This window comes from Salmonella sp. NW1250 (assembly GCF_051812965.1).
GTDB lineage: Bacteria > Pseudomonadota > Gammaproteobacteria > Enterobacterales > Enterobacteriaceae > Salmonella > Salmonella enterica.
In genome coordinates this window covers 86,164-112,128 of record NZ_JAMNDD010000001.1, presented here as the reverse complement: position 1 = coordinate 112,128, position 25,965 = coordinate 86,164, and the positions used below count along the sequence as shown (strand labels likewise).

The following is a 25,965-nucleotide window of genomic DNA, read 5'->3' as shown; positions in this document are numbered from 1 at the left end:
TTATGTTCAGATATCGCGCCCATAACAGGCAGAATGTCGAGAGTGGACAAAAATTGGACTGACCTCGCGGATAATTCCAACTTACCGCCGTCCAATGGCGACGAGGTCAGTGGCACGGGATAATATAGAGGTCAGGGCTATAATATTTAGCGATCTGTGCCTACAAGCATGACGGGATACTTTTCGCTACAGGCAATGAAGGCCCGTCTAAACGGGCCTCTATTAACGCGATTATGATTTGTGTTCAATCGCCTTTGGTTTACTTTCTATGGCAATTTTTTTCGGTTTCTCGCTTTCAGGGATCTCCTGGTAAATCTCTACCAACAAGAGGCCCTGTTCCAGTTTCGCATTATTCACCTTAGCATGTTCAGGCAAAGAAAAACTCAACTGGAAATCCGCCTTACGAATACCACGATAAATCCAGTGCGTCTGATCCTCTACCGTCTCTTCAGTGTGTTTACCCGTAATATTCAGGTTGCCGCCAACCGTTTCAATTTCAAGCTCTTCCTCTTTCCAGCCAGGAACGCTCACGGTAAGCAGATAGTTATTCGCATCGCGCTTTTGCAGATCGTAAGCTGGCGTCGCAGCGACTGGCGTATCTCCTGTTAATTGACTGAAAAGTCTATCAATACGGTTGAAACGGTCAGAGAAAAGAGAATCAGCAAACACGGGAAGTGCTGACAAGGTTCTGAGTGCCATCATTAACCTCCTGAATCACTATTCAAAAGTTCAACATCAAGGCAAGCATTGCTTGTCCACTGACTACATAGGGACGGAAAAAACATTTTCAAGTCTATAAAAGCCTTTTTTTAGTCACGAATTTAAGTAGTTAACGAAAAGTCTCATCCCGTTCATTGCCATTTCCGCTGTCCCTTCATCTTTACAATTTTTCTTCATCATCACAATTGATAATAATTATCAATTGCATTAGTGTATACAGGTTGGTTATGGCAGTGACCAACGCCCTTCTCCATTATCAAACCCAGCGCCGCCTTCGGGCGGCCTTTTGGGAGGAAATATGGTCGCCAAAAATAAAATTCACGGTCGTCGTATTCGTCAGTCTCTGCAACAGTTACATCATCGTTGTCTTTTTCAGCAACTGGCGGTAAGCCCACCAGGAGCAAAATATGTTTCAGTCACCGCTGAAACAAAAAACTGGCTTATTCATCTTGTGACTTCAGAGGGCCGCTAGCACGCGGTAGTGACTGTCCATGTTGTCGCTAAAATTTTAATGAAATGACTTTTATACACCTACAATTTGCGCCCGGCTACTCCGGGCGCCATACCTGAAGATATGACCCCCGTTGCCAACTGACTGGAATTTTAGCTATCGTCTCCGACGTAGAAAAATTCGATATCTTTATTAAACCATTTATCAATGTTGTGCCACATCAGACAACCGGTCAGAAAACTTGCGATCAATATCCCTCCTATAAGCCACTTTTTCACATATACTCCTGAATAACCCCTGTTGATGCCATTATCTGATCGATAATAAAAAGACCATCATTTAAAGAAATAGTTTCACTGACAGATACCGTATGAAACGAGACAGTGAACAGTACCGTTTTCTTCGGTTTTTATGCCATAGTATTGAGCAGTGGTGACAATCATTTTCTATCGCACCATAATGATTTGCAGCCTATAGTTTATGATTTTAAGATTTGTCTACTCATCACATATGTCAGTAATAGATAAATTATAATACGCTTTTCTGGCGCACTTTTCGTCAGTAAACAGGAATACTACAGCATTCATCGTATTGATGCCGCTTTATCTCCCGTACTCCAGGGAATTAACGACAATTTTATGCACAAAGGATACTAATGATGAAACGTAAATTGATCCCATTTACCCTCTTTCTCGCGACACTTAGCGCCAGTACCACCTCTATAGCAGCTTCGCAGGAGATTTCTAAATCTATATACACCTGTAATGATAACCAGGTTATGGAGGTGATTTACGTCAACACCGAGGCTGGAAACGCCTATGCGATTATCAGTCAGGTAAACGAGATGATCCCGATGCGGTTAATGAAAATGGCCTCCGGAGCAAATTACGAAGCCATAGACAAAAATTATACTTATAAACTTTATACCAAAGGCAAAACGGCTGAACTGGTGGAAAGTGATGATAAACCTGTTCTCAGTAACTGTTCCTTAGCTAACTAACCTTAAGAAATGCCTGAAGGCTCATCAGGCATTTCCACTTCAACCTTCCTGTAACGTAACGTTAAAGAATATGTGAATCACTACCGTAGTATAATGGCTAATTAGTAACCACTTTTAAGCATGGTTAATCCTATTTTTAAAGAAAAGTTCGAACTGTCTGAATTGTCGTTGTTGAGCGTTTAAATGTTTTGCTTTATTAAGTGACCCAGGTAGAATTCGCAGCGGCTGGTAACCATTCATATTCGCACTATTGAACGATCACCGGCCAACCGCGCCAGGGTCTTGCATACGCTCTGGCGCGGTTAAATCCCCAGGCCATAAACGAAATCACTGGTTTCTGCTATTGATCGTATCTTTCAAGTTAACCTGCATTATGCTTGCCCACCTGATGTAAAAAGACACCGCTCTGAACCATAGGGTGTGAATTTTATTTTATAAAAAATTGCGGTGCCGGGTGCCTCCCGGTGAACCATACCACAGTCAATATGGTTCGCGAGGAACATTAACTATTTGACTGGACGCCCCGCCGCAAAGGGGGATTCACCGCATAAGAAAAATCTACAACTCACAAGTAATAAAAGACAATAACATTTTTGTGCATTTTTTATAAATGACTATCTTGTCACGTAATAAATGAAATTATTCTGTAACAGGATTGCAAGACAATACTTATTCAAAACTGAAGTGGTCAGTGGGAGTCGAACCCACATCATCAGCCTGACACTGAGGTAATAACATTATACGATAACCACATTGGACCGCCACCGAGGCCTCGAACCTCGCACCATCAACTTAGGAGGTTGATGCTCTATCCAGCTGAGCTAGTGGCGGCTGGGGACTTCTGCCAGGCGCAAAAAAGGTGCTCTCCTGGATAAAATACATACCTTGCTACTTTTCAGTAGTCGTTCAACGGTGGGTACAATATGCGAAGGCGGTCACAAAATCTTGATGACATTGTGATTAATTCCAGGAAAATTTTTCAGAGTGAATCTTGTGAGATCTGGCGTTATTTACACCAGATTTTCCTTCCTGCTTATCACCTACCTGAGCAACCTTGATTGCTTACCACAATCCTTTATCTGTGCTTATGCTGGTGAGATGTTATGTACAGCGTCACTATGACGAAGAGAGTATGACGAAGAGAGAAAAGACAGGCAGGTACGTGTTACTGGTAAAGAAGCCCTGTTTTATTGACTGGCGGTGCGGAAGGCGAACCTTCCGCATAGCTTATGCTTTTCAGAAACGGTATCCAACCCCGACGTTGAAGCCGTTTATTTTTGTAGAGGAGATGTTGCTTCCTTCATACCCAACATCGACGACGATATTCTCCAGCGGATTCATCTGTACACCCGTGCCCCAGGCAAATCCCGTTTTCCTTGAGGAAATTTTGTTAGAAAAAGAATCGCCATCCTGAGTGGAATGTTCTTTAAACGTCGCCTTTACCGTGCCGACACCCGCCAGCGCGTATAACGAAAAATTGTCAGACAATCGATAGGCTGGCCCAACCATAAAAGAGCCGTACTTCACCTCAAACTTGTCATGGTAATGAATACCTTCAGGCTCAATAGACCCGGAAGCCTGGCTGTCTCCATATAAGTAACTTAGCGAGGAAATAAAACTTACCGGAGAGTCATCCTCATAACGGTATTTCACATTTACCCCTCGAATATTTTTGAAATCCTGAACTTTACTTTGTGCATACCCCACGGAAAAGGCGTTAGTATCGGCCTGTGCAACATTTACAACCAAAACGCTTGTAGTAATAACTAAAGTGGATAAAATAATATTTTTCATAACAACTCCTTAATACTACTTATTATTTACGGTGTGTTTAAACACCTGCAGTACCGATCCGGCATTCAGTTATCGCCACTATGCCGAATCGACAAAACCACGAATAATTCACCGCTATCGCTCCTGATGTGTTTACTTCCTGAAAGATATTTTTACTACCGAAGCACTCTATCGCTCATTTAGGTAACCGGTTCTACAATGTCATCTAACTTTTATAGATTTGAATGCTAATTTTTCTCACGCATATATATTTAACAGAAACCATAAAGTGTTTAGCCACTATAGAACAACAAATCACCCATGCAACATTTTGATATTTAAAGAGAAAATCTCACAACCACATTAAGAAACCTGACGCCGATCGGCTAAAACATGTCATTAAGCAAACTCGCCATATAACCAGAACATATCGCATTGTGCTTCACAGTCCTCACGTGACGCTCCGGCCGCAATACCGTTATATGCCATCGCAGGCGCTGTAATCATATTCACGATGATGCTTAGCACGATTTATTCCCGCTCCGATTTAATCTTTTAATATGTCTATCAGTTACAACATTTCTTGTTATAAGGATAGAATCAACACCACAATTCCAACATAAATATCACCTGTGTTGAGAGAGAATTTACATTCCAGGAAAATAATAACGGACGCAAATATTGAACACGCGATAAAAAAGTCTATTTCGCTATAAAACCCATTATTATTAAGAGTGGTTAACTCTTCGTTGAATAAAAAATGCCAATGACGTTCCATAATTCATTAGATGAACTTCACAAGTCATTACATATAACAGGAGGTGTTATGAGACATCATGCTTTTATGCTTTGGTCATTACTTATTTTTTCATTCCATGTTTTGGCCAGTTCAGGCCATTGTTCTGGTTTACAACAGGCATCATGGGATATTTTTATCTACGATTTTGGTAGTAAAACCCCGCAACCACCTACAAATACTGATAAAAAGCAAGCCAGGCAGATTAGTTCACCATCCTGCCCAACGGCAAAACCCATGATGTCCGCACCAACCAACGACGTCAGGAAAGGGAATACTTTCTCCAGAACATAATGTTATTTATCTACAATGGTGCCGAACGACTACTTTTAGCCATCCGGAAATCTTGATTGCCATCAAATATAGCTGGCATTATTTTTCCTGACGTGTATAGTGCGCCTCGTTATCCCCATTAAGGAATTTGTTTGTCTCGTAAAATGACAGGAATTGTCAAAACCTTTGATTGTAAGAGCGGTAAAGGTCTCATCACCCCCTCCGATGGACGCAAAGATGTTCAGGTCCACATTTCAGCATGTCGCCAACACGAAACAGAAGCGCTTATCCCCGGTATACGCGTTGAGTTTTGTCGTATTAATGGCCTCCGCGGACCTACCGCCGCCAACGTTTATCTTTCATAATTCGTCACTCGGCATTTTTTCAGAAAAATTTAGCGAGCCCGTATACCTCCGCAGTCTGCTATGAGGCTTTGCCTGAAAGGCTGCAGAATGTTTTCAGTGGCGAAAATCTAAAGGATTTATTTTGCTAATGACTCCTGTGAGCTCTTTTATCATATATCGGGTGTCCCCCCTTCTCACTTTGTTTAACGTGAAGAAATGTACAGCCGTTTTTCACTGTGATAGCATCTAATATTGCAAAAGTATTTAACGCTATATACCCATCGTCACAGGAGTGGCTGGCTGCGCGCATTTAACCGAAGTATTTATGTGATTCTATCGGAATTATCTCTATTGCCGCTCAATGCTACGTCATATTCAGTGGGTATAAATCGCCAATATAGTTGTAACGCTATTTATTTTTAGGGTAATAATTGAATGACTTTGCTTTCAGGAAAAACCACACTGGTTCTCTGCCTCTCCTCTATTTTATGTGGATGTACGACGAACGGCTTACCCGCACCTTATAGTATTAATTTGTCGTTCCCGGTCATTACGCAAAACCAAATTAATTCCGGTGGTTATTACATAAATGACGCGGAACAAATTCGGACAACTGATGGTCTGTGCCTTGATGCAGGCCCAGATCAACAGAATCGTTTGACGCTGCGGGAGTGTAAGCATGTGCAATCTCAGCTTTTCTCATTTCACCGAGATAGAATCACGCAGGGTGAGAAATGTCTGGATGCCGCAGGACAAGGTACAAAAGAAGGCACACCAATCATTCTTTATTCATGCACGGGTAATGATAACCAGCGCTGGCTCACTGATGATAACAAAATTAAGGGGAAACAGAGCCGAAAATGCCTGGGCACAAATAGCATTATTGTCAGAAAAGGCGACCCTGTTGTGTTGGCCGATTGCGATTTTAGTCGCGCCCTGGAATTTACCATCAGGTAGCAGGACACCGCTGTGAAGAGAGAGCCGCTAACCTCATGACACGACAACAGGTTAGCGACCTTTACTTCCACGTGCGGTCACGTCCGCAACGTCAGGATGACAAAACGGCGGCTAAACCTTGACACCAGTTATATACCCAGCTTAAATACTGGTCATCCAACCAGTAAAAAGGAAATGGCGATGTTCGTCGAACTCGTTTATGACAAGCGAAATGTTGAAGGTTTGCCAGGCGCACGCGAAATCATCCTCAATGAACTCACAAAACGCGTACATCAACTTTTTCCCGATGCGCAAGTGAAAGTTAAGCCAATGCAGGCGAACGCATTAAACAGTGACTGTACAAAAACCGAGAAAGAACGACTGCACCGTATGCTGGAAGAGATGTTTGAAGAGGCTGATATGTGGCTGGTCGCCGAATAACGTCCCCTCCTGCGAAAGCGACATGTCCGATCGAAAACAGCGCCCTGAGGCGCTGTCTGTGACGATATAACGCAAACGCCACCACTCAGAACATGTCGTTGTTGATACCTCAGACCGGTATGTGGAACCGACATTCATCGCTTCACTGGCCTGTCGGTATGAATAGCCCTTATCAACAATCAGCTATGCGCATTCCAGCCTGAACTCTGAAAGTACGTTTGGTTTTTTTGTTTATTAAGAGCCTATCCCATTAGACTCTTTTATTCGCCAAACTGGCTTTAACGATTACGCCTACTGGGATAGGTTCTAAACTTATCATCAATACGTAAAATACCTATTTACGAACAAAAAGTAACAGGTAAAAATCCGAAATAAAACCAGCATAACTAAAACTTACTGCAGATATGCACACGCATTATTACTATGTTTCCAGGATAGTCTCGACCAGTCAAGGCATCTATTTTATATAAAAAAGGGAAATACTTCACATGAATAAGATACATGTTACATATAAAAATCTCTTACTTCCGATTACCTTCATCGCGGCAACTCTAATTAGCGCCTGTGATAACGATAAAGATGCCATGGCGGAAGCTGAAAAAAATCAAGAGAAATACATGCAAGAAATCCAGCAAAAAGAGCACCAGCAATCAATGTTCTTTTACGACAAATCCGAAATGCAAAAAGCTATTGCCAATATCAACGCAAAAGGTGGAGCCAATCTTGCGATTATTGAAGTCCGTTTCTTCAAGGGCGGGTATTCATTCATTCGACAGAGCGTTAACACCCCTGCTAAAGTAGAGATGTTTAAATTTAACAACGGCTACTGGGGGGGACCTTCGCCTGTCAACTTAACCATCTTTGGCACTATAACAGAGGAGCAAAAACAAGAAGCACTAAAAGAAGCTTTATTCAAATTCGACTCGATCAATTTCAGCATTATACCAGAGCGTATTCAGGAAGCAATTAAACGCGCTAACGCCAGTGGCATCATTTCCGTTACGGAAGATAGCGATATCGTTGTACGAGCAGAGATAGCTCATAATGGCGAATTCGTCTATGACATTACCATCACTGCTAAAAATACAGCACGTGCGGTAATGACCTTAAATAAGGATGGTTCTATTGCCGGATATGAGATCAAAGAACCTTTCGACCCAAAAAAAGAAGCCGAAAAAGCACAGCAACTTGTTGAACAATCGAGAAAAGACATTGAAAGTCAGCGTAAAAAAGCAGCTGAAAAGATGAACGAAATACAACAGACATTTAAAAAATAGCAGGCGATACAAACATTGATAAAAATTATAGCACGAAAGAGCGCGTGCCAGGTACTAAGGCACTGCCTGAAGACAGCGAATCGCCATTTCATTCTCTGACACTGTAATTTTTCGTACTCAAAATATTTATTTATTGAGTCTTTTTTGGATAACCAGGTGAAGTTATGTGACGCCAGGAACCTGGTCCAGCGGGCGTACTTGTTGGAGCCAGTGTGAAGCCGGGCAGCGCGCAGAAACCGGAGCGTACACGTTGTACGTGAGAATTTCGAGCACTGCCCGGCCTAAAAATGGCGAATAAGATAGATATTTTAAAGAGGTAATATGAAGAATTTTTTCAAAATAATTACTGATTTCATCGCGAATATTTCCCTTGATCTATTTGCTATATTTTTATGCATGTTATTCGTATACAAAACAGGACCATCAATTGGTGTGATATCATTTTTTATTGCATTAATTATGTATCTCATTCTTCATTTTGTTTTTTACTCATTTCGTGAAAAAATCATAAAAAAACATTCAAATAAGTATTGAAAATTATTTTTTTGAGGTACAAGTTCAGCGCAATAAAACAGAGCAACTCAAAAACAAAAAATTAGGCGTAGCGAAGTGGTAGAGGACTGTCATGTACTGGACCGTGAGCTGGTCGGGAGAGCAATGTACGGGAAAGAGTGCAATACTGTCATTGATGGCAACAGATGATGAGCGACAAATGGAAAAATACAGGGTGTTGGTAAACCGTGTGGACACATCAAAACCTGACTGGCCTGATAAGCCTGTAAGCCAGTAATATAACATTGTGAAAAATCAGGCTGGCGTTAATAAAACACACCAGCCTGAGTTAATATTCAGTTCAGGATGAGCTGATGAAACATAATAGCCTGATATACCCTCAGTCCTGATATGGTTGATATAGTTTTCTGTAAAAAACTAACAACCACAAACCTGACACCACCCCGGTGGCTTCAGCTCACCTTCTGGCCAATGTTCACACCATTCTGGGTGAATAAATGCTTCGGGGCCTAACGGCCAGCCACGGGAGGCGTGTTTTGTATTATCTGGTGGGGGTTTTGAATCACTGGCAGCCATCGCCGATGCCGAAAAGGCTGTAGCCGACAACACCAGAAGCAATGGGAAAAATACACGATGTCTCATAATATCACCCGTAAATATTAAGATTATCCTTGCTGTTAACTTCCCTCATTTTCAGCATAACTCATGCTTCATCATCATTGAATAAACAATTAAGTTTGTTGAACGAAAATTTACTTAAAGAAAAAATAATAAGCCTTAATATTTTTTGCAGTATTTAAATTTATAGCAGAATAAATGTACGTAGATGGCGTAAAAACCTGATGAGCAGGAATATCGATAGCCAGTAAATCACTCCTGTGGTAATGCAGGACACCTGATGACTGTGAAGGTAGCTTCATCTGTAGCGCCGGTGAAGTTCAGCGATTTAAGTGAAAAGTAGCCAGCAGGCGCTTCTGCTGGTCCATATTCCTCTATTTTGCCAGGCCATACTGGAGCGCCACCCAGGTATCTGCCAGATTGATCCTAAGCTAATAAATATGAAAAGATAGCAGCTACTGCCTACCTCAAGGAGTATGCGCTCATGATCATTTAAAGCTCTTTTAAAGAGCCTGATACTAAGCTTGTCAATATAATATTATGCAGTCTCTATTAAGCGCCTGGTTTATTTGTTTTGCATAATCATATAGTTGACTTTTCGAGTAAGAGTTTTCTTGCAAAGACAAATAAACGTGTTTTATATCTCTAAATAAACACACATCACCATGAATATGAGCCTCTATATAATTCCCTTCATAGCCTGTACCATAATTAGAATGAGCTAAAAATTTTTCGCCCTTAGCCATTTTAACCAAACTCTTAAAGCAATTATAACCAAAAAAATCATTTTGACAGGATGCAATCAGGTTCTCCATATGCCAAAATGTAGATAATTTACTCGTATCCAGGCCAAATCTGTGGCCGTAGATATCAAAAGGTGAGAATGTACAATTTGTTTTTACATTATCATTTAATTCAAAAAATGATTTCCCATAGGCGCTGGCACCTCCGTTTTCACCGTTCAGAAAGTCCAGTGCAGCATAAATTGGTCTGCTTGTAGGGCTAAAAGTTCTACTGTTGGGAGTATATGCTACGGAAAAACCGCCTGTCTGACCATATGGGGCATAAGGTGAATCTGCAAGCTTCTCCAGTTCAAATGCTTTAGTTTCAACTGAATCACGTCCGACATTATAAGCAGGTAAATCTCCTGGTCTGCAACCTAATGCATAAGAGTTCAGATATTCTTTATTTTTTAAGAGAGAGACAAAGTCAATTTTGGCTGCATTAAAATTTATTGTCAGCCGGGCATTTTGTAAAACATCCACCATCTTATTTAGCAAGAGAGCGCAATCTATTTCGGCACCACACTCACGGCTTATCCGCCTGAGCGCTTTTTCTCTTATTATGTCAGCGTCGCGCTGACACCTGGAATGAATATGCGCAAGTACTTGTTTTCCAAAAAGGCGACCATACACCTTTTTACGCTCTTCATTGCTGAGACCGCAAAACACTTCGTCAAAAGAAAGCCTGTACGCTGCGCTTACAGAACCTCTCGCCGCTCTGCTTTCTGGAAATGGCGGAACATCTTCAACAAAATTTTTAATTTGCTGAATGTCTGAAGACAGAGGAGTACGTCCGACATTTTTTTCCTTATCTGTTTCCAGATATTCCGGAACCTTCACACTTCCACTGTAGAAGATAGGTTTGAGCATATGTCTCCTGAATTTTTATGACTAATATAGCATTCACTTTCGCTGACGTATTCTTTACCAGGCTGATATTTCAACACCTCTTAACAGCCTTGTAGAAGTGCAAATAAAGACACTAATAATTTCATAAAATGCTTAATCTACCTACTATTGCAGGCAATAAATCATCACCTTTTATTGAAATAATCCCCTGATAATAACAATAAATCTGGTAAGGCACTTTCAAAAAATAGCCAAACCACACATCATAAAGAAAACCACCACAATCAAAATCGGTAACTATCAGCTTTCAGGGGGTCTCAGGTTATCATGACGATCGGCGTAAAGGATGGATTACTATTGCGGTCAGAATTGAGGGAGTTTTGATAAATTTTTTTGATAAAATTTTGATAACCGTTCGAATGCTAATAATAAAAACGGGGACGTTAAGTCCCCGTTTTTGTTTTTAACAATTATCGTTATTACATATTTGCGATAATCGCGTCGCCAAACTCACTACATTTCAGCAGCTTAGCGCCTTCCATCAGGCGTTCAAAGTCATAGGTCACGGTCTTCGCGGCAATCGCGCCTTCCATACCTTTAACAATCAGATCCGCCGCTTCGAACCACTGCATGTGGCGCAGCATCATCTCCGCAGACAGAATAATGGAGCCTGGGTTGACTTTATCCTGGCCCGCATATTTCGGCGCAGTCCCGTGAGTCGCTTCAAACAACGCGCATTCGTCGCCGATATTCGCACCCGGTGCAATACCGATACCGCCAACCTGAGCCGCCAGGGCATCGGAAATATAGTCACCGTTCAGGTTCATACAGGCGATAACGTCGTATTCCGCCGGACGCAACAGGATCTGTTGCAGGAACGCATCGGCGATAACGTCTTTAACCACGATCTCTTTACCCGTGTTCGGGTTCTTAATTTTCAGCCACGGACCGCCGTCAATAAGCTCACCGCCGAACTCGTCGCGCGCCAACTGGTAGCCCCAGTCTTTAAACGCGCCTTCGGTGAACTTCATGATATTGCCTTTATGTACCAGCGTAACGGAATCGCGATCGTTGGTAATAGCGTATTCAATCGCCGCGCGAACCAGACGTTTAGTGCCTTCTTCAGAACACGGTTTGATACCGATACCGCAGTGCTCCGGGAAGCGAATTTTCTTCACGCCCATCTCTTCGCGCAGGAACTTGATCACTTTCTCAGCGTCTGCAGAGTCAGCTTTCCATTCAATTCCGGCGTAGATGTCTTCAGAGTTTTCACGGAAGATGACCATATCGGTCAGCTCCGGATGTTTCACCGGACTTGGCGTGCCCTGATAGTAACGAACGGGACGCAGACAAACGTACAGGTCAAGCTCCTGACGCAGGGCAACGTTCAGAGAGCGAATACCGCCGCCAACCGGCGTGGTCAACGGACCTTTAATCGCTACGCGGTAATCACGAATCAAATCAAGGGTTTCAGCGGGGAGCCAGACATCCTGGCCGTAAACCTGTGTGGATTTTTCTCCGGTGTAAATTTCCATCCAGGAAATTTTACGCTCGCCTTTATAGGCTTTCTCGACGGCGGCATCGACCACTTTAAGCATGGCTGGAGTGACATCAACACCGATACCATCGCCTTCAATAAACGGGATAATCGGATTCTCAGGAACGTTGAGTTTGCCGTTTTGCAGGGTGATCTTCTTACCTTCCACCGGAACAACTACTTTGCTTTCCATTCACCTCTCCTTCGAGCGCTTCTGGTTTGCTCGTCTGTCATCGCGCTGCATGTGCAATGGCGTCCTGCTGCACGACTGCGTTAGAGCAATTTTTTGTTAATGTTTTGTAATGAGCATGTCAATACTACCCTATTGTTTGCCGCCATGAAAGACACTCATTATTGCGCTATAATGCGGCAATTAATAAGTTCTGAAAACACCATGCAAAAAACTTCTTTTAGAAATCACTACGTTAAGCGATTCAGCTCACGACAAGCATCTAAATCACGGAAAGAAAACCAGCCAAAACGCGTGGTTTTGTTCAATAAACCTTACGATGTGTTGCCGCAGTTCACGGATGAAGCAGGTCGCCGCACGTTAAAAGATTTTATTCCTGTGCAAGGCGTTTATGCCGCAGGCCGCCTGGACCGCGACAGCGAAGGGCTTTTGGTGCTGACTAATGACGGCGCGCTGCAGGCGCGCCTCACGCAACCGGGCAAACGCACCGGCAAGATTTACTATGTTCAGGTAGAAGGTATCCCGGATAATGCAGCGCTGCAGGCGCTTCGTACTGGCGTCACGCTCAACGATGGCCCTACCCTGCCCGCCGGTATTGAGATTGTCGCGGAGCCTGACTGGCTGTGGCCGCGCACCCCGCCGATTCGCGAACGGAAGAATATTCCCACCAGTTGGCTAAAAGTCACCTTATATGAAGGCCGCAACCGCCAGGTAAGACGCATGACAGCGCATGTCGGTCATCCCACTCTACGATTAATTCGTTACAGCATGGGCGACTACACGCTCAACGGCCTCGATAATGGACAGTGGCGCGAGATCGCACAGGAGAAAGACAGATGAAACGGCTTCTCATTGCTTTTGCTTTATTAACACCGTTATCCGTTAATGCGGCCAGCTTCGACTGCCAGAAAGCGCAGGCTGCGGATGAAAAGGCTATCTGCGCGCACCTGACGCTGAATGATAAAGACGTGGAAATGCACACCAAATATCAGTTTCTGAAAGGGTTGTTCGCGATGGGCAGTCGCGGCGCCCTGCAGGACGCCCAGCAGAGCTGGCTTAAACAGCGTCAGCAGTGCAAGGCCGACGTCACCTGCCTGACAAAAGCTTATAACGAGCGTCTGAAACAGCTTGACGCGATCTATGACCACATTGATAAACCGCTTTAATAAGGATGCCTATGTTCAAGCCGCACGTGACCGTTGCCTGCATCGTACATGCCGAAGATAAATTTCTGGTGGTGGAAGAGACCATCAACGGTAAATCGTTATGGAATCAACCTGCCGGACACCTGGAGGCAGATGAAACGCTGGCGCAGGCCGCCGCGCGTGAACTGTGGGAAGAGACTGGCATCACGGCGCAACCACAGTATTTTATCCGTATGCATCAGTGGATTGCGCCGGATAAGACCCCGTTCCTGCGCTTTTTATTCGCTATCAAGCTTGATCATATTTGCGCGACCGAACCCCATGACAATGACATCGATTGCTGCCGTTGGGTGAGCGCCGACGAGATTCTGAACGCGCCGAATTTACGTTCTCCGCTGGTGGCTGAAAGCATTCGCAGTTATCAAACGGGACAACGTTACCCCTTATCTATAGTGGGCGAATTTAACTGGCCGTTTACAGAGGGTGTCAAGTAAAGGGCTGCGTGGTAGAATACGCCGCCTTGAAGTTCAATGTCGCGAGTATTCCAATGTCAGAAAGCCCAAAAAAAGTGATCGTCGGCATGTCCGGCGGTGTCGATTCCTCCGTTTCCGCCTGGCTGTTGCAACAACAGGGTTATCAGGTAGAAGGCCTGTTCATGAAGAACTGGGAAGAGGACGATGGTGAGGAATACTGTACCGCAGCAGCCGATCTGGCTGACGCGCAGGCCGTGTGCGACAAGCTTGGCATTGAACTGCATACCGTTAATTTTGCCGCAGAATATTGGGATAACGTCTTTGAACTGTTCCTTGAAGAGTACAAAGCGGGCCGTACGCCGAACCCGGATATTCTGTGCAATAAAGAGATCAAATTTAAAGCCTTCCTTGAATTTGCCGCAGAAGATTTAGGCGCCGACTATATCGCCACCGGTCACTACGTTCGCCGCGCGGATGTAAACGGCAAAAGCCGGTTGTTGCGCGGGCTCGACGGCAACAAAGATCAGAGCTACTTCCTCTACACACTTGGCCATGAGCAGATTGCGCAAAGTCTGTTCCCGGTTGGCGAGCTGGAAAAACCGCAGGTGCGTAAAATCGCCGAAGATCTGGGGCTGGTAACCGCAAAGAAAAAAGATTCTACCGGTATCTGCTTTATCGGCGAGCGCAAATTCCGCGACTTTTTAGGGCGCTATCTGCCTGCGCAGCCGGGGAAAATCATTACCGTTGACGGCGATGAAATCGGCGAGCATCAGGGTCTGATGTATCATACGCTCGGTCAGCGTAAAGGGCTGGGAATCGGCGGCACCAAAGACGGTAGCGAAGACCCCTGGTATGTGGTGGATAAAGACGTTGAAAACAATGTGTTAATTGTCGCCCAGGGGCATGAGCACCCACGCCTGATGTCGGTAGGCCTCATCGCCCAGCAGCTACATTGGGTCGATCGCGAACCGTTCACCGGCACCCTGCGCTGTACGGTAAAAACCCGCTACCGCCAGACCGATATTCCGTGCACGATTAACGCGCGGGATGACGATCGTATCGAGGTCATTTTTGACGAGCCGGTTGCCGCCGTTACGCCGGGCCAGTCCGCTGTCTTTTACAGCGGCGAAGTCTGCCTGGGTGGCGGCATTATCGAGCAGCGACTGCCGCTGACGGTCTGATTATTCAATACACAACACCATTCAAGTCGCCTCAAAGCGGCTTAAAAGATGAAGTGTATTTTATTTGATACAAGGAAGCAGTGATTGTGGCAAAGAATTATTATGACATCACCCTCGCGCTGTCTGGCATTTGCCAGTCGGCACGCCTGGTGCAACAACTGGCGCACCAGGGGCACTGTGATGCCGACGCGTTGCACGTTTCACTCAACAGTGTCATTGATATGAATCCCAGTTCTACTCTGGGCGTGTTCGGCGGCAGCGAAGCTAACCTGCGTCTTGGTCTGGAAACACTGCTCGGCGTGCTGAATGCCAGCAGCCGACAAGGACTTAACGCCGAACTGACGCGTTATACGCTTAGCCTGATGGTGCTGGAGCGCAAGCTGTCATCCGCCAAAGGCGCATTGAATACGTTAGGCGATCGCATTAACGGCCTGCAGCGCCAGCTTGATCATTTTGATTTACAGTCAGACACGTTAATGAGCGCCATGGCGGGCATCTACGTGGATGTGATTAGCCCATTGGGCCCGCGCATTCAGGTGACGGGCTCCCCGGCCGTTCTGCAAAGTCCGCAGGTGCAGGCCAAAGTCCGCGCCTCGCTACTGGCAGGCATCCGTGCAGCCGTGCTCTGGCATCAGGTAGGCGGTGGTCGCCTACAGCTTATGTTTTCTCGTCATCGCCTGACGACTCAGGCAAAACAAATTCTTGCTCATTTAACCCCGGAGTTATGATCTATGGAATTATCCTCACTGACCGCCGTTTCCCCTGTAGATGGACGCTACGGCGATAAAGTCAGCGCGCTGCGCGGAATTTTTAGCGAATACGGTTTGCTGAAATTTCGTGTACAAGTCGAAGTACGTTGGCTGCAGAAATTAGCCGCGCACGCAGCGATCAAGGAAGTTCCTGCTTTTGCTGCCGACGCAAACGGTTACCTGGATACGCTTGTGGCAAACTTCAATGAAGAAGATGCCGCGCGCATTAAAACCATTGAGCGCACCACGAATCACGATGTGAAAGCGGTTGAGTATTTTCTGAAAGAAAAAGTCGCCGCGATCCCGGCGCTACATGACGTTTCCGAATTTATCCACTTTGCCTGCACTTCTGAGGACATTAACAACCTGTCGCACGCGTTAATGCTCAAAACCGCGCGCGATGAAGTGATCCTGCCTTACTGGCGTCAGGTGATTAACGCGGTTAAAGATCTCGCCACGCAGTATCGCGACATTCCGCTGCTCTCCCGCACCCACGGCCAGCCGGCAACGCCTTCCACTCTGGGTAAAGAGATGGCGAACGTGGCGTATCGTATGGAGCGTCAGTTCCGCCAGCTCAACCAGGTGGAGATCCTCGGTAAAATCAACGGCGCCGTAGGCAACTATAACGCGCATATCGCCGCCTATCCGGAAGTTGACTGGCATCAGTTCAGCGAAGAGTTCGTCACCTCGCTGGGCATCCAGTGGAACCCTTACACCACCCAGATTGAACCGCATGATTATATTGCGGAACTGTTTGACTGTATCGCGCGCTTTAACACCATCCTGATCGATTTCGATCGCGATGTCTGGGGCTATATTGCGTTGAACCATTTCAAACAGAAAACCATCGCCGGGGAGATCGGTTCTTCTACCATGCCGCATAAAGTTAACCCCATTGACTTTGAAAACTCAGAAGGCAACCTCGGTCTGTCTAACGCAGTGTTGCACCATCTGGCAAACAAACTGCCGGTTTCCCGCTGGCAGCGCGATCTGACCGACTCAACCGTCCTGCGTAACCTGGGTGTCGGCATCGGCTATGCGCTTATCGCTTATCAGTCCACCCTGAAGGGCGTCAGCAAGCTGGAAGTAAACCGCGATCATCTGCTTGACGAACTGGATCACAACTGGGAAGTATTAGCCGAGCCGATCCAGACCGTCATGCGCCGCTATGGTATTGAAAAACCATATGAAAAACTGAAAGAGTTGACCCGTGGCAAGCGTGTTGATGCCGAAGGAATGAAACAGTTTATTGATAGTCTGGCCCTGCCGGAAGCAGAAAAAACGCGCCTTAAAGCCATGACGCCGGCAAATTATATCGGTCGCGCTGTGACTCTGGTCGACGAACTTAAATAATGCCTGCCTCACCCTCTTTTCTTCAGAAAGAGGGTGACTATTTGTCTGGTTTATTAACTGTTTATCCCCAAAGCACCATAATCAACGCTAGACTGTTCTTATTGTTAACACAAGGGAGAAGAGATGATGCGCGTACTGGTTGTAGAGGATAATGCATTATTACGCCACCACCTGAAGGTTCAGCTCCAGGATTCAGGTCACCAGGTCGATGCCGCAGAAGATGCCAGGGAAGCTGATTACTACCTTAATGAACACCTTCCGGATATCGCTATTGTCGATTTAGGTCTGCCGGATGAAGACGGCCTTTCCTTAATACGCCGCTGGCGCAGCAGTGATGTTTCACTGCCGGTTCTGGTGTTAACCGCGCGCGAAGGCTGGCAGGATAAAGTCGAGGTTCTCAGCTCCGGGGCAGATGACTACGTGACAAAGCCATTCCACATCGAAGAGGTAATGGCGCGTATGCAGGCGTTAATGCGCCGTAATAGCGGTCTGGCCTCCCAGGTGATCAACATCCCGCCTTTCCAGGTGGATCTCTCACGCCGGGAATTATCCGTCAATGAAGAGGTCATCAAACTCACGGCGTTCGAATACACCATTATGGAAACGCTTATCCGTAACAACGGTAAAGTGGTCAGCAAGGATTCGCTGATGCTTCAACTGTATCCGGATGCGGAACTGCGGGAAAGCCATACCATTGATGTTCTCATGGGGCGTCTGCGGAAAAAAATACAGGCCCAGTACCCGCACGATGTCATTACCACCGTACGCGGACAAGGATATCTTTTTGAATTGCGATAATGAATAAATTTGCTCGCCATTTTCTGCCGCTGTCGCTGCGGGTTCGTTTTTTGCTGGCGACAGCCGGCGTCGTGCTGGTGCTTTCTCTGGCATATGGCATAGTGGCGCTGGTCGGCTATAGCGTAAGTTTTGATAAAACCACCTTTCGTTTGCTGCGCGGCGAAAGCAACCTGTTTTATACCCTCGCCAAATGGGAAAATAATAAAATCAGCGTTGAGCTGCCTGAAAATCTGGACATGCAAAGCCCGACCATGACGCTGATTTACGATGAAACGGGCAAATTATTATGGACGCAGCGCAACATCCCCTGGTTGATTAAAAGCATTCAACCGGAATGGTTAAAAACGAACGGCTTCCATGAAATTGAAACCAACGTAGACGCTACCAGCACGCTGTTGAGCGAGGACCATTCCGCGCAGGAAAAACTCAAAGAAGTACGTGAAGATGACGATGATGCGGAGATGACCCACTCGGTAGCGGTAAATATTTATCCTGCCACAGCGCGGATGCCGCAGTTAACCATCGTGGTGGTCGATACCATTCCGATAGAGCTAAAACGCTCCTATATGGTGTGGAGCTGGTTCGTATACGTGCTGGCCGCCAATTTACTGTTAGTCATTCCTTTACTGTGGATCGCCGCCTGGTGGAGCTTACGCCCTATCGAGGCGCTGGCGCGGGAGGTGCGCGAGCTTGAAGATCATCATCGCGAAATGCTCAATCCGGAGACGACGCGTGAGCTGACCAGCCTTGTGCGCAACCTTAATCAACTGCTCAAAAGCGAGCGCGAACGTTATAACAAATACCGCACGACCCTGACCGACCTGACGCACAGTTTAAAAACGCCGCTCGCGGTTTTGCAGAGTACGTTACGCTCTTTACGCAACGAAAAGATGAGCGTCAGCAAAGCTGAACCGGTGATGCTGGAACAGATCAGCCGGATTTCCCAGCAGATCGGCTATTATCTGCATCGCGCCAGTATGCGCGGTAGCGGCGTGTTGTTAAGCCGCGAACTGCATCCCGTCGCGCCGTTGTTAGATAACCTGATCTCCGCGCTCAATAAAGTTTATCAGCGTAAAGGGGTGAATATCAGTATGGATATTTCACCAGAGATCAGTTTTGTCGGCGAGCAAAACGACTTTGTCGAAGTAATGGGCAACGTACTGGACAACGCTTGTAAATATTGCCTGGAGTTTGTCGAGATTTCGGCTCGCCAGACCGACGATCATTTGCATATTTTCGTCGAAGATGACGGCCCAGGCATTCCCCACAGCAAACGTTCCCTGGTGTTTGATCGCGGTCAGCGCGCCGATACCCTACGACCAGGACAAGGCGTGGGGCTGGCTGTCGCGCGCGAGATTACGGAACAATACGCCGGGCAGATCATTGCCAGCGACAGTCTGCTCGGCGGCGCCCGTATGGAGGTCGTTTTTGGCCGACAGCATCCCACACAGAAAGAGGAATAAACATTTCTGCGCGTTCTTCCACGCATCTCGTTAAGCATCCGTTATAATCGGTGTCAGATACCAGCCTGCGGATACTTAACATGGAATACCAATTAACTCTTAACTGGCCCGACTTTCTTGAACGCCACTGGCAAAAACGCCCGGTGGTCTTAAAACGTGGGTTTAGCAACTTTATCGATCCGCTCTCGCCGGATGAGCTGGCGGGGCTGGCGATGGAAAGCGAAATCGACAGCCGACTCGTTAGCCATCAGGATGGCAAATGGCAGGTCAGCCATGGCCCTTTCGAAAGCTACGATCATCTGGGTGAGAGCAACTGGTCGCTGCTGGTACAGGCGGTAAACCACTGGCATGAACCCACCGCCGCCTTGATGCGCCCGTTCCGCGCTCTGCCGGACTGGCGTATCGACGATCTGATGATCTCCTTTTCCGTTCCCGGCGGCGGCGTTGGCCCGCATCTGGATCAGTATGATGTGTTTATTATCCAGGGAACCGGTCGCCGTCGCTGGCGCGTGGGCGAAAAGCTGCAAATGCGTCAGCACTGCCCACATCCCGACCTGTTACAAGTCGATCCGTTCGAGGCCATTATTGATGAAGAGCTGGAGCCGGGCGACATTCTGTATATTCCGCCAGGATTCCCGCATGAAGGCTATGCGCTGGAAAACGCCATGAACTATTCGGTCGGTTTTCGCGCGCCCAATAGCCGTGAGCTGATCAGCGGTTTTGCCGATTACGTCCTGCAACGGGAGTTGGGCAATACCTACTACAGCGATCCGGATATGCCGTCCCGCAAGCATCCGGCGGATATCCTGCCGCAGGAGATGGATAAACTGCGTAATATGATGCTCGATTTGATCAATCAACCCGCGCATTTCCAACAGTGGCTTGGCGAGTTTCTCTCTCAGTCACGCCACGAACTGGATATTGCGCCGCCGGAGCCGCCGTATCAGCCTGATGAAATTTACGATGCCTTAAAGCAAGGCGAGGTATTAGTACGTCTCGGCGGGCTTCGCGTATTGCGTATCGGCGATGAGGTCTATGCGAATGGCGAAAAAATAGACTCTCCGCATCGCCCCGCTCTGGAGGCGCTCGCCAGTCATATTGCACTGACCGCTGAAAACTTCGGCGATGCGCTGGAAGACCCGTCCTTCCTCGCGATGCTGGCGGCGCTGGTGAATAGCGGATACTGGTTTTTCGAAGGATAAGAACATCGCAATGCCCGGCGACCGCCGGGCTGACGCAAACTATCCACAACGATCGCCGCCAGGTTTGGCGAAATCGTTATATTGCGGATCGCCCGGATAAAGCGAGTGGGCCATTCGATGGCGAAATGACATTTGCCGATAGCGCCGCGCCAGTACGTTATCGCCAAGACCTTCGGCAATATTAGCCAGTTGCTGTAATCGTTCATACTGCATCTTTGCTGGATAAGCTACGGCATCAAGCGTAAAGGCGCGTTCCGCAAAGTCTTTTGCTTGTTCAAACTGTTGATTATTCTGATAAAGCAGCGAAATACCATACAACACCATGGATACGTCGGACTGCCGACGTTTATATTCTTCCAGCAATGGGAGATAGAGGGAGGTACTGTCCAAGTCGATGTTTTCGGGCAAATAAAAGCGTAATCGTGATATTACCGTCGCCATTGGCGTTAAACGGCTCTGGTAATACGCGATAAGTTTAAGATAGAGATCTTTCGCTTCCTTATAATGATGGCCCTGTGCATAAAAGCCAGCAAGATTATTGCTGTCAACCGTCATTTCGCCGAATTCGGCGCCATAAAGCGTTTGCTTAATTTTTAGCGCCTGACTTAGCGCATTAATCGCCTCGCTAATATGCCCTGCATTATAAGCAATATCCGCTTTCTGCTGCAAAAAAGAGGCGACGCGCTCACGATTATCCCAGGTTTTATCCCGTAAAATAACGCCCAGCCACTGCTGCTCCGTTGCGTCTATCTTCGCCAAATAATAGGCTTTACGCGCACTATCACATTCGACATCCCGCTCCTCCAGCGCATCAGAATAAGCGTCGCGCATCCTGTTTAAGGTATAAACCAATGCTTCCGTCGATGCCTTTTTGTCTTTAAGACGCCACGTTAATGCCTGCTCTTGCCAGGCTATCCGCTGACGGTAATCAACCTTGATCTCGTATCGCCACTGCTCTGTAGGTGAATACTCTATATGGCGATCGTCACTGTAAACATAAAAGGCCGCCAGGTGTTCAAACATATCGGCCCGATCGCCCGGATAAGTGCCCGCCGGAAATGTTTTCATTATTGCCCGCGCTCGCAGCAGCATTTGCGGCGTTAATTCAGGTTTACCCAGCCATTGATAAATATCGCTTTGTAATAGCAGGCTACGAACAAGCTGTATTGAGCGTTTGCCATATTGCCGCGAGGCCAGCCTCACCGCATCATCAATAAACGTCATGCAGGTTTCATCGCCGGTCATAAAACATGCTGAAGATTGTTGCTGGCGCAGGGACCAGGAAGGCGTATATTCGGCGCTCCAGGCAGAAAAATTGATGGCGGAAAATATCCCGCCATAAATAATAAAACGCTTCACCACAATGCGTAACATTCGCTACTGGCCGCGCTTCGCCGTCAGCTCCGCGATACGTACAATCACCTGTACCGCTTTTTCCATCCCCTCCAGCGTCACAAACTCATGCTTACCATGATAGTTATATCCGCCGGTAAAGAGATTAGGACACGGCAGGCCCATAAACGACAGTTGCGCCCCGTCTGTACCGCCGCGAATCGGTTTCATCTCCGGCGTAATATGACAGTCGCGCATGGCCTGCTGGGCGATATCGAGAATATGCGGATGCTCAACCACTTTTTCGCGCATATTGTAATAACTGTCTTCAATCACCAGTTCGATATAGCAGTCCGGATGCAGCCCCTTGCCGACTTTTTTGGCAATCTCCATCATTTTGCGTTTACGCGCTTCAAACTGCTTACGGTCGAAATCGCGAATGATGTAGTGCATTTCGGCCCGGTCAACGGTGCCTTTCATGCTGGCCAGATGATAAAACCCTTCGTAACCTTCAGTGGTTTCAGGCGCTTCATCCGCCGGCACTTCCGCGTGAATCCTCGCCGCCAACGACAGCGCATTGACCATCACACCTTTCGCCGTACCAGGATGCACGTTATTGCCGACGATTTTGATATTCACCGAGGCGGCATTGAAGTTTTCAAACTCCAGTTCGCCCACGCCGCCGCCGTCGACCGTATAGGCCCACTGCGCGCCAAAGGCCTCAACATCGAAGTGCTTCGCGCCTTTCCCTACCTCTTCGTCAGGCGTAAACGCCACTTTAATGTCGCCGTGGGGAATAGGATTACCTTTCAGCACCGCCAGCGCGGTCATGATCTCCGCAACACCGGCTTTATCGTCCGCGCCCAGCAATGTCTTACCATCGGTAGTAATCAGCGTCTGTCCCAGTAATTGATGCAGTACCGGGAACATCACGGGTGACAACACCTCATCGCCAATCCCTAATGCTATATCGCCGCCGCGATAATTCTCGACAATCTGCGGGTTAACGTTTTTACCGCTGAAATCCGGAGAGGTATCCACATGGGAGATAAAACCAATGGCGGGAATATCCCCCTCAACATTGGCCGGGAGCGTCGCCATCAACGTCCCTTTTTCACTTAATGTAATGTTAACCAGCCCCATCTCTTCGAGCTGCTGTTTGAGCAAACGTAGTAACTTCCACTGCCCCTCAGTGCTGGGAACCTGCCGAACACCCGACTTTGATTGGGTATCCAGCGATACGTAGTGTAAAAAACGCTCAAGTAGTTTATCCATGCAGTCACCCTCACTTTTCGTGACAACATTATTAATAAGCAAGAAAAGACAAATATTGCGTCAGGTCACTTTTATCCCTGCAAACAAGAATATTTCACTTTGACACGCTTTCTGACTATAAAGCTAAGTCAGTAATTCGCAACAAGGATTGGCGATCACAGTGGTTTGCCGTAGAATGACCGCCCTCATTAAGAGTGATTAAGGTGGTTAACCACAAACCCCGCAGCGGTCAGCCATCCGTTGCGTTTACATGGGACAGAGTAAGAAATTGAATAATCAACCGCGTTCGCTTTCACCGCTGGTGCTTTTGTCGGGAATTAGCAAAAGTTTCGATGGCAAAGAGGTCATTTCACAGCTGGATTTGACCATTAACAATGGCGAATTCCTCACGCTGCTTGGCCCTTCCGGCTGTGGTAAAACAACCGTTCTTCGCCTGATTGCCGGCCTGGAAACCGTTGATGCCGGGCATATCATGTTGGATAACCAGGATATCACCCACGTTCCCGCCGAAAATCGTTATGTAAATACCGTATTTCAAAGCTACGCTTTATTTCCGCATATGACGGTGTTTGAAAATGTCGCGTTTGGCTTACGGATGCAAAAAACGCCAGCCGCCGAGATAGCGCCTCGCGTGACCGATGCGCTGCGTATGGTGCAGCTTGAAGAGTTTGCACAACGTAAACCGCACCAGCTTTCCGGCGGACAGCAGCAGCGTGTGGCTATCGCTCGCGCGGTGGTGAATAAACCTCGCCTGTTATTACTGGATGAATCGCTCTCCGCGCTGGACTATAAATTGCGCAAACAAATGCAGAACGAGCTTAAAGCATTACAGCGTAAACTCGGTATCACGTTTGTTTTTGTCACTCACGATCAGGAAGAAGCGCTCACCATGTCCGATCGTATCGTGGTAATGCGTAATGGCGTGATTGAGCAAGACGGCACGCCGCGTGAAATCTATGAAGAGCCAAAAAACCTGTTTGTCGCCGGTTTTATCGGCGAAATTAACCGCTTTGACGCGACCGTCATTGAACGGCTTGATGAACAGCGCGTCCGCGCCAGCGTAGAAGGTCGGGAGTGCAATATATACGTCAATTTCGCTGTCGAACCAGGCCAAAAACTGAACGTCCTGCTGCGACCGGAAGATCTACGCGTCGAAGAGATCAACGATGATAACCACATCGAAGGGCTTATCGGCTACGTGCGCGAGCGCAATTATAAAGGTATGACGCTGGAGTCGGTGGTTGAACTGGAAAATGGCAAAATGGTGATGGTCAGCGAATTCTTCAACGAAGACGATCCTGACTTCGACCATTCACTTGACCAAAAAATGGCCATTAGTTGGGTAGAAAGCTGGGAGGTCGTACTGGCTGATGAAGAACACAAGTAAATTCCAGAATGTAGTGATTGTCACTATCGTCGGTTGGCTTGTGTTGTTTGTTTTTCTGCCCAACCTGATGATCATTGGCACCAGCTTTCTGACCCGTGACGACGCCAGTTTCGTCAAGATGGTCTTTACGCTGGATAATTACGCACGCCTGCTCGATCCGCTCTATTTTGAAGTGCTCCTGCACTCTCTGAATATGGCGCTGATCGCCACCCTCTCCTGCCTGGTGCTGGGCTATCCTTTTGCCTGGTTCCTGGCGAAGTTACCGGAAAAGATACGTCCGTTATTGCTGTTTTTGCTGATCGTTCCTTTCTGGACCAACTCACTGATCCGCATCTATGGGCTAAAAATATTCCTGAGCACTAAAGGTTATCTCAATGAATTCCTGCTGTGGCTGGGCGTGATTGATACGCCGATTCGCATCATGTTCACCCCGAGCGCCGTTATTATCGGCCTGGTTTACATTTTGCTGCCGTTTATGGTCATGCCGCTCTACTCCAGCATTGAGAAGCTCGACAAACCGCTACTGGAGGCCGCACGCGATCTTGGCGCCAGTAAAATGCAAACGTTCATCCGCATCATTATTCCATTAACCATGCCGGGCATTGTCGCCGGTTGCCTGCTCGTGATGCTACCGGCAATGGGCCTGTTCTACGTCTCCGATTTAATGGGTGGCGCGAAAAACCTGCTGATTGGTAACGTCATTAAGGTACAGTTCCTGAATATTCGCGACTGGCCGTTTGGCGCGGCGACCAGCATTACGCTGACCATTGTGATGGGACTCATGCTGTTGATTTACTGGCGGGCTTCCCGCTTGTTGAATAAGAAGGTGAGTGATATAAGCGATTAATTGCGCAACGCTAACAAATCCACACGCATCCAGGCATGAAGTTTATTCAAGGGTAAACTTCATGCCTCCGGCATAAAAAACGCATGAAAGCAGTTGCCGCCAGTATTGCAAATCTACAACATCATCCGCGCCAGGCCTTCTTTTATTTTTACCTGTAGCGACGCTATCACAGACAGTAATGCGTTTATACGCGAAGCTCTCAGGTTTTATACTGATTGCCAGTCTCTTTTAAATATTATATTACATCTGATGCGCCCGCA

Annotated in this window: 24 protein-coding genes, 1 tRNA gene and 3 pseudogenes; 20 read left to right on the top strand and 8 right to left on the bottom strand. The window is 47.0% G+C overall.

Annotated features, from left to right (window positions below; all coding sequences use genetic code 11):
- Positions 1–231 precede the first annotated feature (231 nt).
- On the bottom strand, positions 232–699 hold the full coding sequence (locus NBA72_RS00590) for an Hsp20 family protein (RefSeq protein ID WP_001218118.1): 468 nt from the start codon (positions 697–699) through the stop codon (positions 232–234).
- A gap of 152 nt (positions 700–851) precedes the next feature.
- A pseudogene (locus NBA72_RS00585) lies at positions 852–1,124 on the bottom strand (hypothetical protein).
- A gap of 702 nt (positions 1,125–1,826) precedes the next feature.
- Here NBA72_RS00585 and NBA72_RS00580 point away from each other — a divergent pair.
- Positions 1,827–2,171, top strand: coding sequence for a c-type lysozyme inhibitor (locus NBA72_RS00580; RefSeq protein WP_042949881.1), 345 nt, complete (start codon positions 1,827–1,829; stop codon positions 2,169–2,171).
- Positions 2,172–2,925: 754 nt separating this feature from the next.
- On the opposite strand, the gene NBA72_RS00575 is transcribed toward NBA72_RS00580, so the two are convergent.
- Positions 2,926–3,002: transfer RNA gene (locus NBA72_RS00575), tRNA-Arg, on the bottom strand.
- Between the two features lie 405 nt (positions 3,003–3,407).
- Complete coding sequence (pagC, locus tag NBA72_RS00570; RefSeq protein ID WP_042949880.1) at positions 3,408–3,965, bottom strand: virulence membrane protein PagC; 558 nt, start codon at positions 3,963–3,965, stop codon at positions 3,408–3,410.
- 805 nt (positions 3,966–4,770) lie between these two features.
- Between pagC and pagD the strand changes: the two genes are divergently transcribed.
- From pagD to NBA72_RS00530, 8 genes and pseudogenes are all read left to right on the top strand, one after another.
- A complete protein-coding gene (gene pagD / locus NBA72_RS00565; protein WP_042949876.1) occupies positions 4,771–5,034 on the top strand; it encodes a virulence protein PagD in 264 nt (87 codons plus the stop codon).
- A 131-nt stretch (positions 5,035–5,165) separates the two neighbouring features.
- Positions 5,166–5,378 (top strand): cold shock-like protein CspF, encoded by a 213-nt coding sequence (gene cspF, locus NBA72_RS00560; protein ID WP_001537306.1) that lies wholly within the window; start codon positions 5,166–5,168, stop codon positions 5,376–5,378.
- Between the two features lie 414 nt (positions 5,379–5,792).
- A complete protein-coding gene (locus NBA72_RS00555; RefSeq protein WP_023195340.1) occupies positions 5,793–6,314 on the top strand; it encodes an RICIN domain-containing protein in 522 nt (173 codons plus the stop codon).
- Positions 6,315–6,494: 180 nt separating this feature from the next.
- A complete protein-coding gene (msgA, locus tag NBA72_RS00550; RefSeq protein ID WP_000497451.1) occupies positions 6,495–6,734 on the top strand; it encodes a virulence protein MsgA in 240 nt (79 codons plus the stop codon).
- Positions 6,735–7,222: 488 nt separating this feature from the next.
- On the top strand, positions 7,223–8,011 hold the full coding sequence (gene envF / locus NBA72_RS00545) for a putative envelope lipoprotein EnvF (RefSeq protein WP_042949874.1): 789 nt from the start codon (positions 7,223–7,225) through the stop codon (positions 8,009–8,011).
- A 321-nt stretch (positions 8,012–8,332) separates the two neighbouring features.
- The gene (locus NBA72_RS00540; protein WP_042949873.1) at positions 8,333–8,545 is read left to right on the top strand and encodes a hypothetical protein; all 213 of its coding nucleotides are present in this window, start codon (positions 8,333–8,335) and stop codon (positions 8,543–8,545) included.
- Positions 8,546–8,699: 154 nt separating this feature from the next.
- A pseudogene (locus NBA72_RS00535) lies at positions 8,700–8,801 on the top strand (tail fiber assembly protein); the annotation flags it as partial.
- Positions 8,802–9,195: 394 nt separating this feature from the next.
- Positions 9,196–9,321, top strand: a pseudogene (locus NBA72_RS00530) (hypothetical protein); the annotation flags it as partial.
- A gap of 348 nt (positions 9,322–9,669) precedes the next feature.
- On the opposite strand, the gene sopF reads toward NBA72_RS00530, so the two are convergent.
- Both sopF and icd read right to left on the bottom strand, forming a co-directional pair.
- Entirely contained in the window at positions 9,670–10,794 is a 1,125-nt protein-coding gene (gene sopF, locus NBA72_RS00525; RefSeq protein ID WP_042949871.1) for a type III secretion system effector SopF, read from the bottom strand.
- Positions 10,795–11,252: 458 nt separating this feature from the next.
- The gene (gene icd / locus NBA72_RS00520; protein ID WP_000444508.1) at positions 11,253–12,503 is read right to left on the bottom strand and encodes an NADP-dependent isocitrate dehydrogenase; all 1,251 of its coding nucleotides are present in this window, start codon (positions 12,501–12,503) and stop codon (positions 11,253–11,255) included.
- Positions 12,504–12,674: 171 nt separating this feature from the next.
- Here icd and rluE point away from each other — a divergent pair, with 171 nt between their 5' ends.
- The 9 genes from rluE to roxA all read left to right on the top strand — a co-directional run bounded on the left by rluE (position 12,675) and on the right by roxA (position 20,864).
- A complete protein-coding gene (gene rluE, locus NBA72_RS00515) occupies positions 12,675–13,340 on the top strand; it encodes a 23S rRNA pseudouridine(2457) synthase RluE (protein WP_001249412.1) in 666 nt (221 codons plus the stop codon).
- Positions 13,337–13,666: a lysozyme inhibitor LprI family protein gene (locus NBA72_RS00510; protein ID WP_000825956.1), complete on the top strand. Its 330-nt coding sequence runs from the start codon at positions 13,337–13,339 to the stop codon at positions 13,664–13,666. Before rluE ends, NBA72_RS00510 begins: the two co-directional genes overlap by 4 nt.
- A gap of 11 nt (positions 13,667–13,677) precedes the next feature.
- Complete coding sequence (locus NBA72_RS00505; RefSeq protein WP_000476070.1) at positions 13,678–14,139, top strand: NUDIX hydrolase; 462 nt, start codon at positions 13,678–13,680, stop codon at positions 14,137–14,139.
- 53 nt (positions 14,140–14,192) lie between these two features.
- Positions 14,193–15,299, top strand: coding sequence for a tRNA 2-thiouridine(34) synthase MnmA (gene mnmA, locus NBA72_RS00500; RefSeq protein ID WP_042949869.1), 1,107 nt, complete (start codon positions 14,193–14,195; stop codon positions 15,297–15,299).
- An 86-nt stretch (positions 15,300–15,385) separates the two neighbouring features.
- Positions 15,386–16,027 carry a high frequency lysogenization protein HflD gene (gene hflD, locus NBA72_RS00495; protein WP_001519653.1) on the top strand — a complete coding sequence of 214 codons (642 nt, stop codon included), beginning with the start codon at positions 15,386–15,388 and terminating at the stop codon, positions 16,025–16,027.
- A gap of 3 nt (positions 16,028–16,030) precedes the next feature.
- Positions 16,031–17,401: an adenylosuccinate lyase gene (gene purB, locus NBA72_RS00490; protein WP_000423763.1), complete on the top strand. Its 1,371-nt coding sequence runs from the start codon at positions 16,031–16,033 to the stop codon at positions 17,399–17,401.
- A gap of 126 nt (positions 17,402–17,527) precedes the next feature.
- The gene (phoP, locus tag NBA72_RS00485; RefSeq protein ID WP_001537766.1) at positions 17,528–18,199 is read left to right on the top strand and encodes a two-component system response regulator PhoP; all 672 of its coding nucleotides are present in this window, start codon (positions 17,528–17,530) and stop codon (positions 18,197–18,199) included.
- Positions 18,199–19,662 carry a two-component system sensor histidine kinase PhoQ gene (phoQ, locus tag NBA72_RS00480; RefSeq protein WP_001031687.1) on the top strand — a complete coding sequence of 488 codons (1,464 nt, stop codon included), beginning with the start codon at positions 18,199–18,201 and terminating at the stop codon, positions 19,660–19,662. Before phoP ends, phoQ begins: the two co-directional genes overlap by 1 nt.
- A gap of 80 nt (positions 19,663–19,742) precedes the next feature.
- Entirely contained in the window at positions 19,743–20,864 is a 1,122-nt protein-coding gene (roxA, locus tag NBA72_RS00475) for a [50S ribosomal protein L16]-arginine 3-hydroxylase (protein ID WP_000456514.1), read from the top strand.
- Positions 20,865–20,903: 39 nt separating this feature from the next.
- Here roxA and NBA72_RS00470 read toward each other — a convergent pair whose 3' ends face one another.
- Together NBA72_RS00470 and pepT are read right to left on the bottom strand one after the other, a co-directional pair.
- On the bottom strand, positions 20,904–22,238 hold the full coding sequence (locus NBA72_RS00470) for a periplasmic protein (RefSeq protein WP_042949867.1): 1,335 nt from the start codon (positions 22,236–22,238) through the stop codon (positions 20,904–20,906).
- A gap of 3 nt (positions 22,239–22,241) precedes the next feature.
- Complete coding sequence (pepT, locus tag NBA72_RS00465) at positions 22,242–23,471, bottom strand: peptidase T (RefSeq protein ID WP_000359410.1); 1,230 nt, start codon at positions 23,469–23,471, stop codon at positions 22,242–22,244.
- Between the two features lie 250 nt (positions 23,472–23,721).
- On the opposite strand from pepT, the gene potA reads away from it, so the two are divergent.
- Both potA and potB read left to right on the top strand, forming a co-directional pair.
- Entirely contained in the window at positions 23,722–24,858 is a 1,137-nt protein-coding gene (gene potA, locus NBA72_RS00460) for a spermidine/putrescine ABC transporter ATP-binding protein PotA (protein WP_000531607.1), read from the top strand.
- Positions 24,842–25,705: a spermidine/putrescine ABC transporter permease PotB gene (potB, locus tag NBA72_RS00455; RefSeq protein WP_000799391.1), complete on the top strand. Its 864-nt coding sequence runs from the start codon at positions 24,842–24,844 to the stop codon at positions 25,703–25,705. Before potA ends, potB begins: the two co-directional genes overlap by 17 nt.
- Positions 25,706–25,965: the final 260 nt, after the last annotated feature.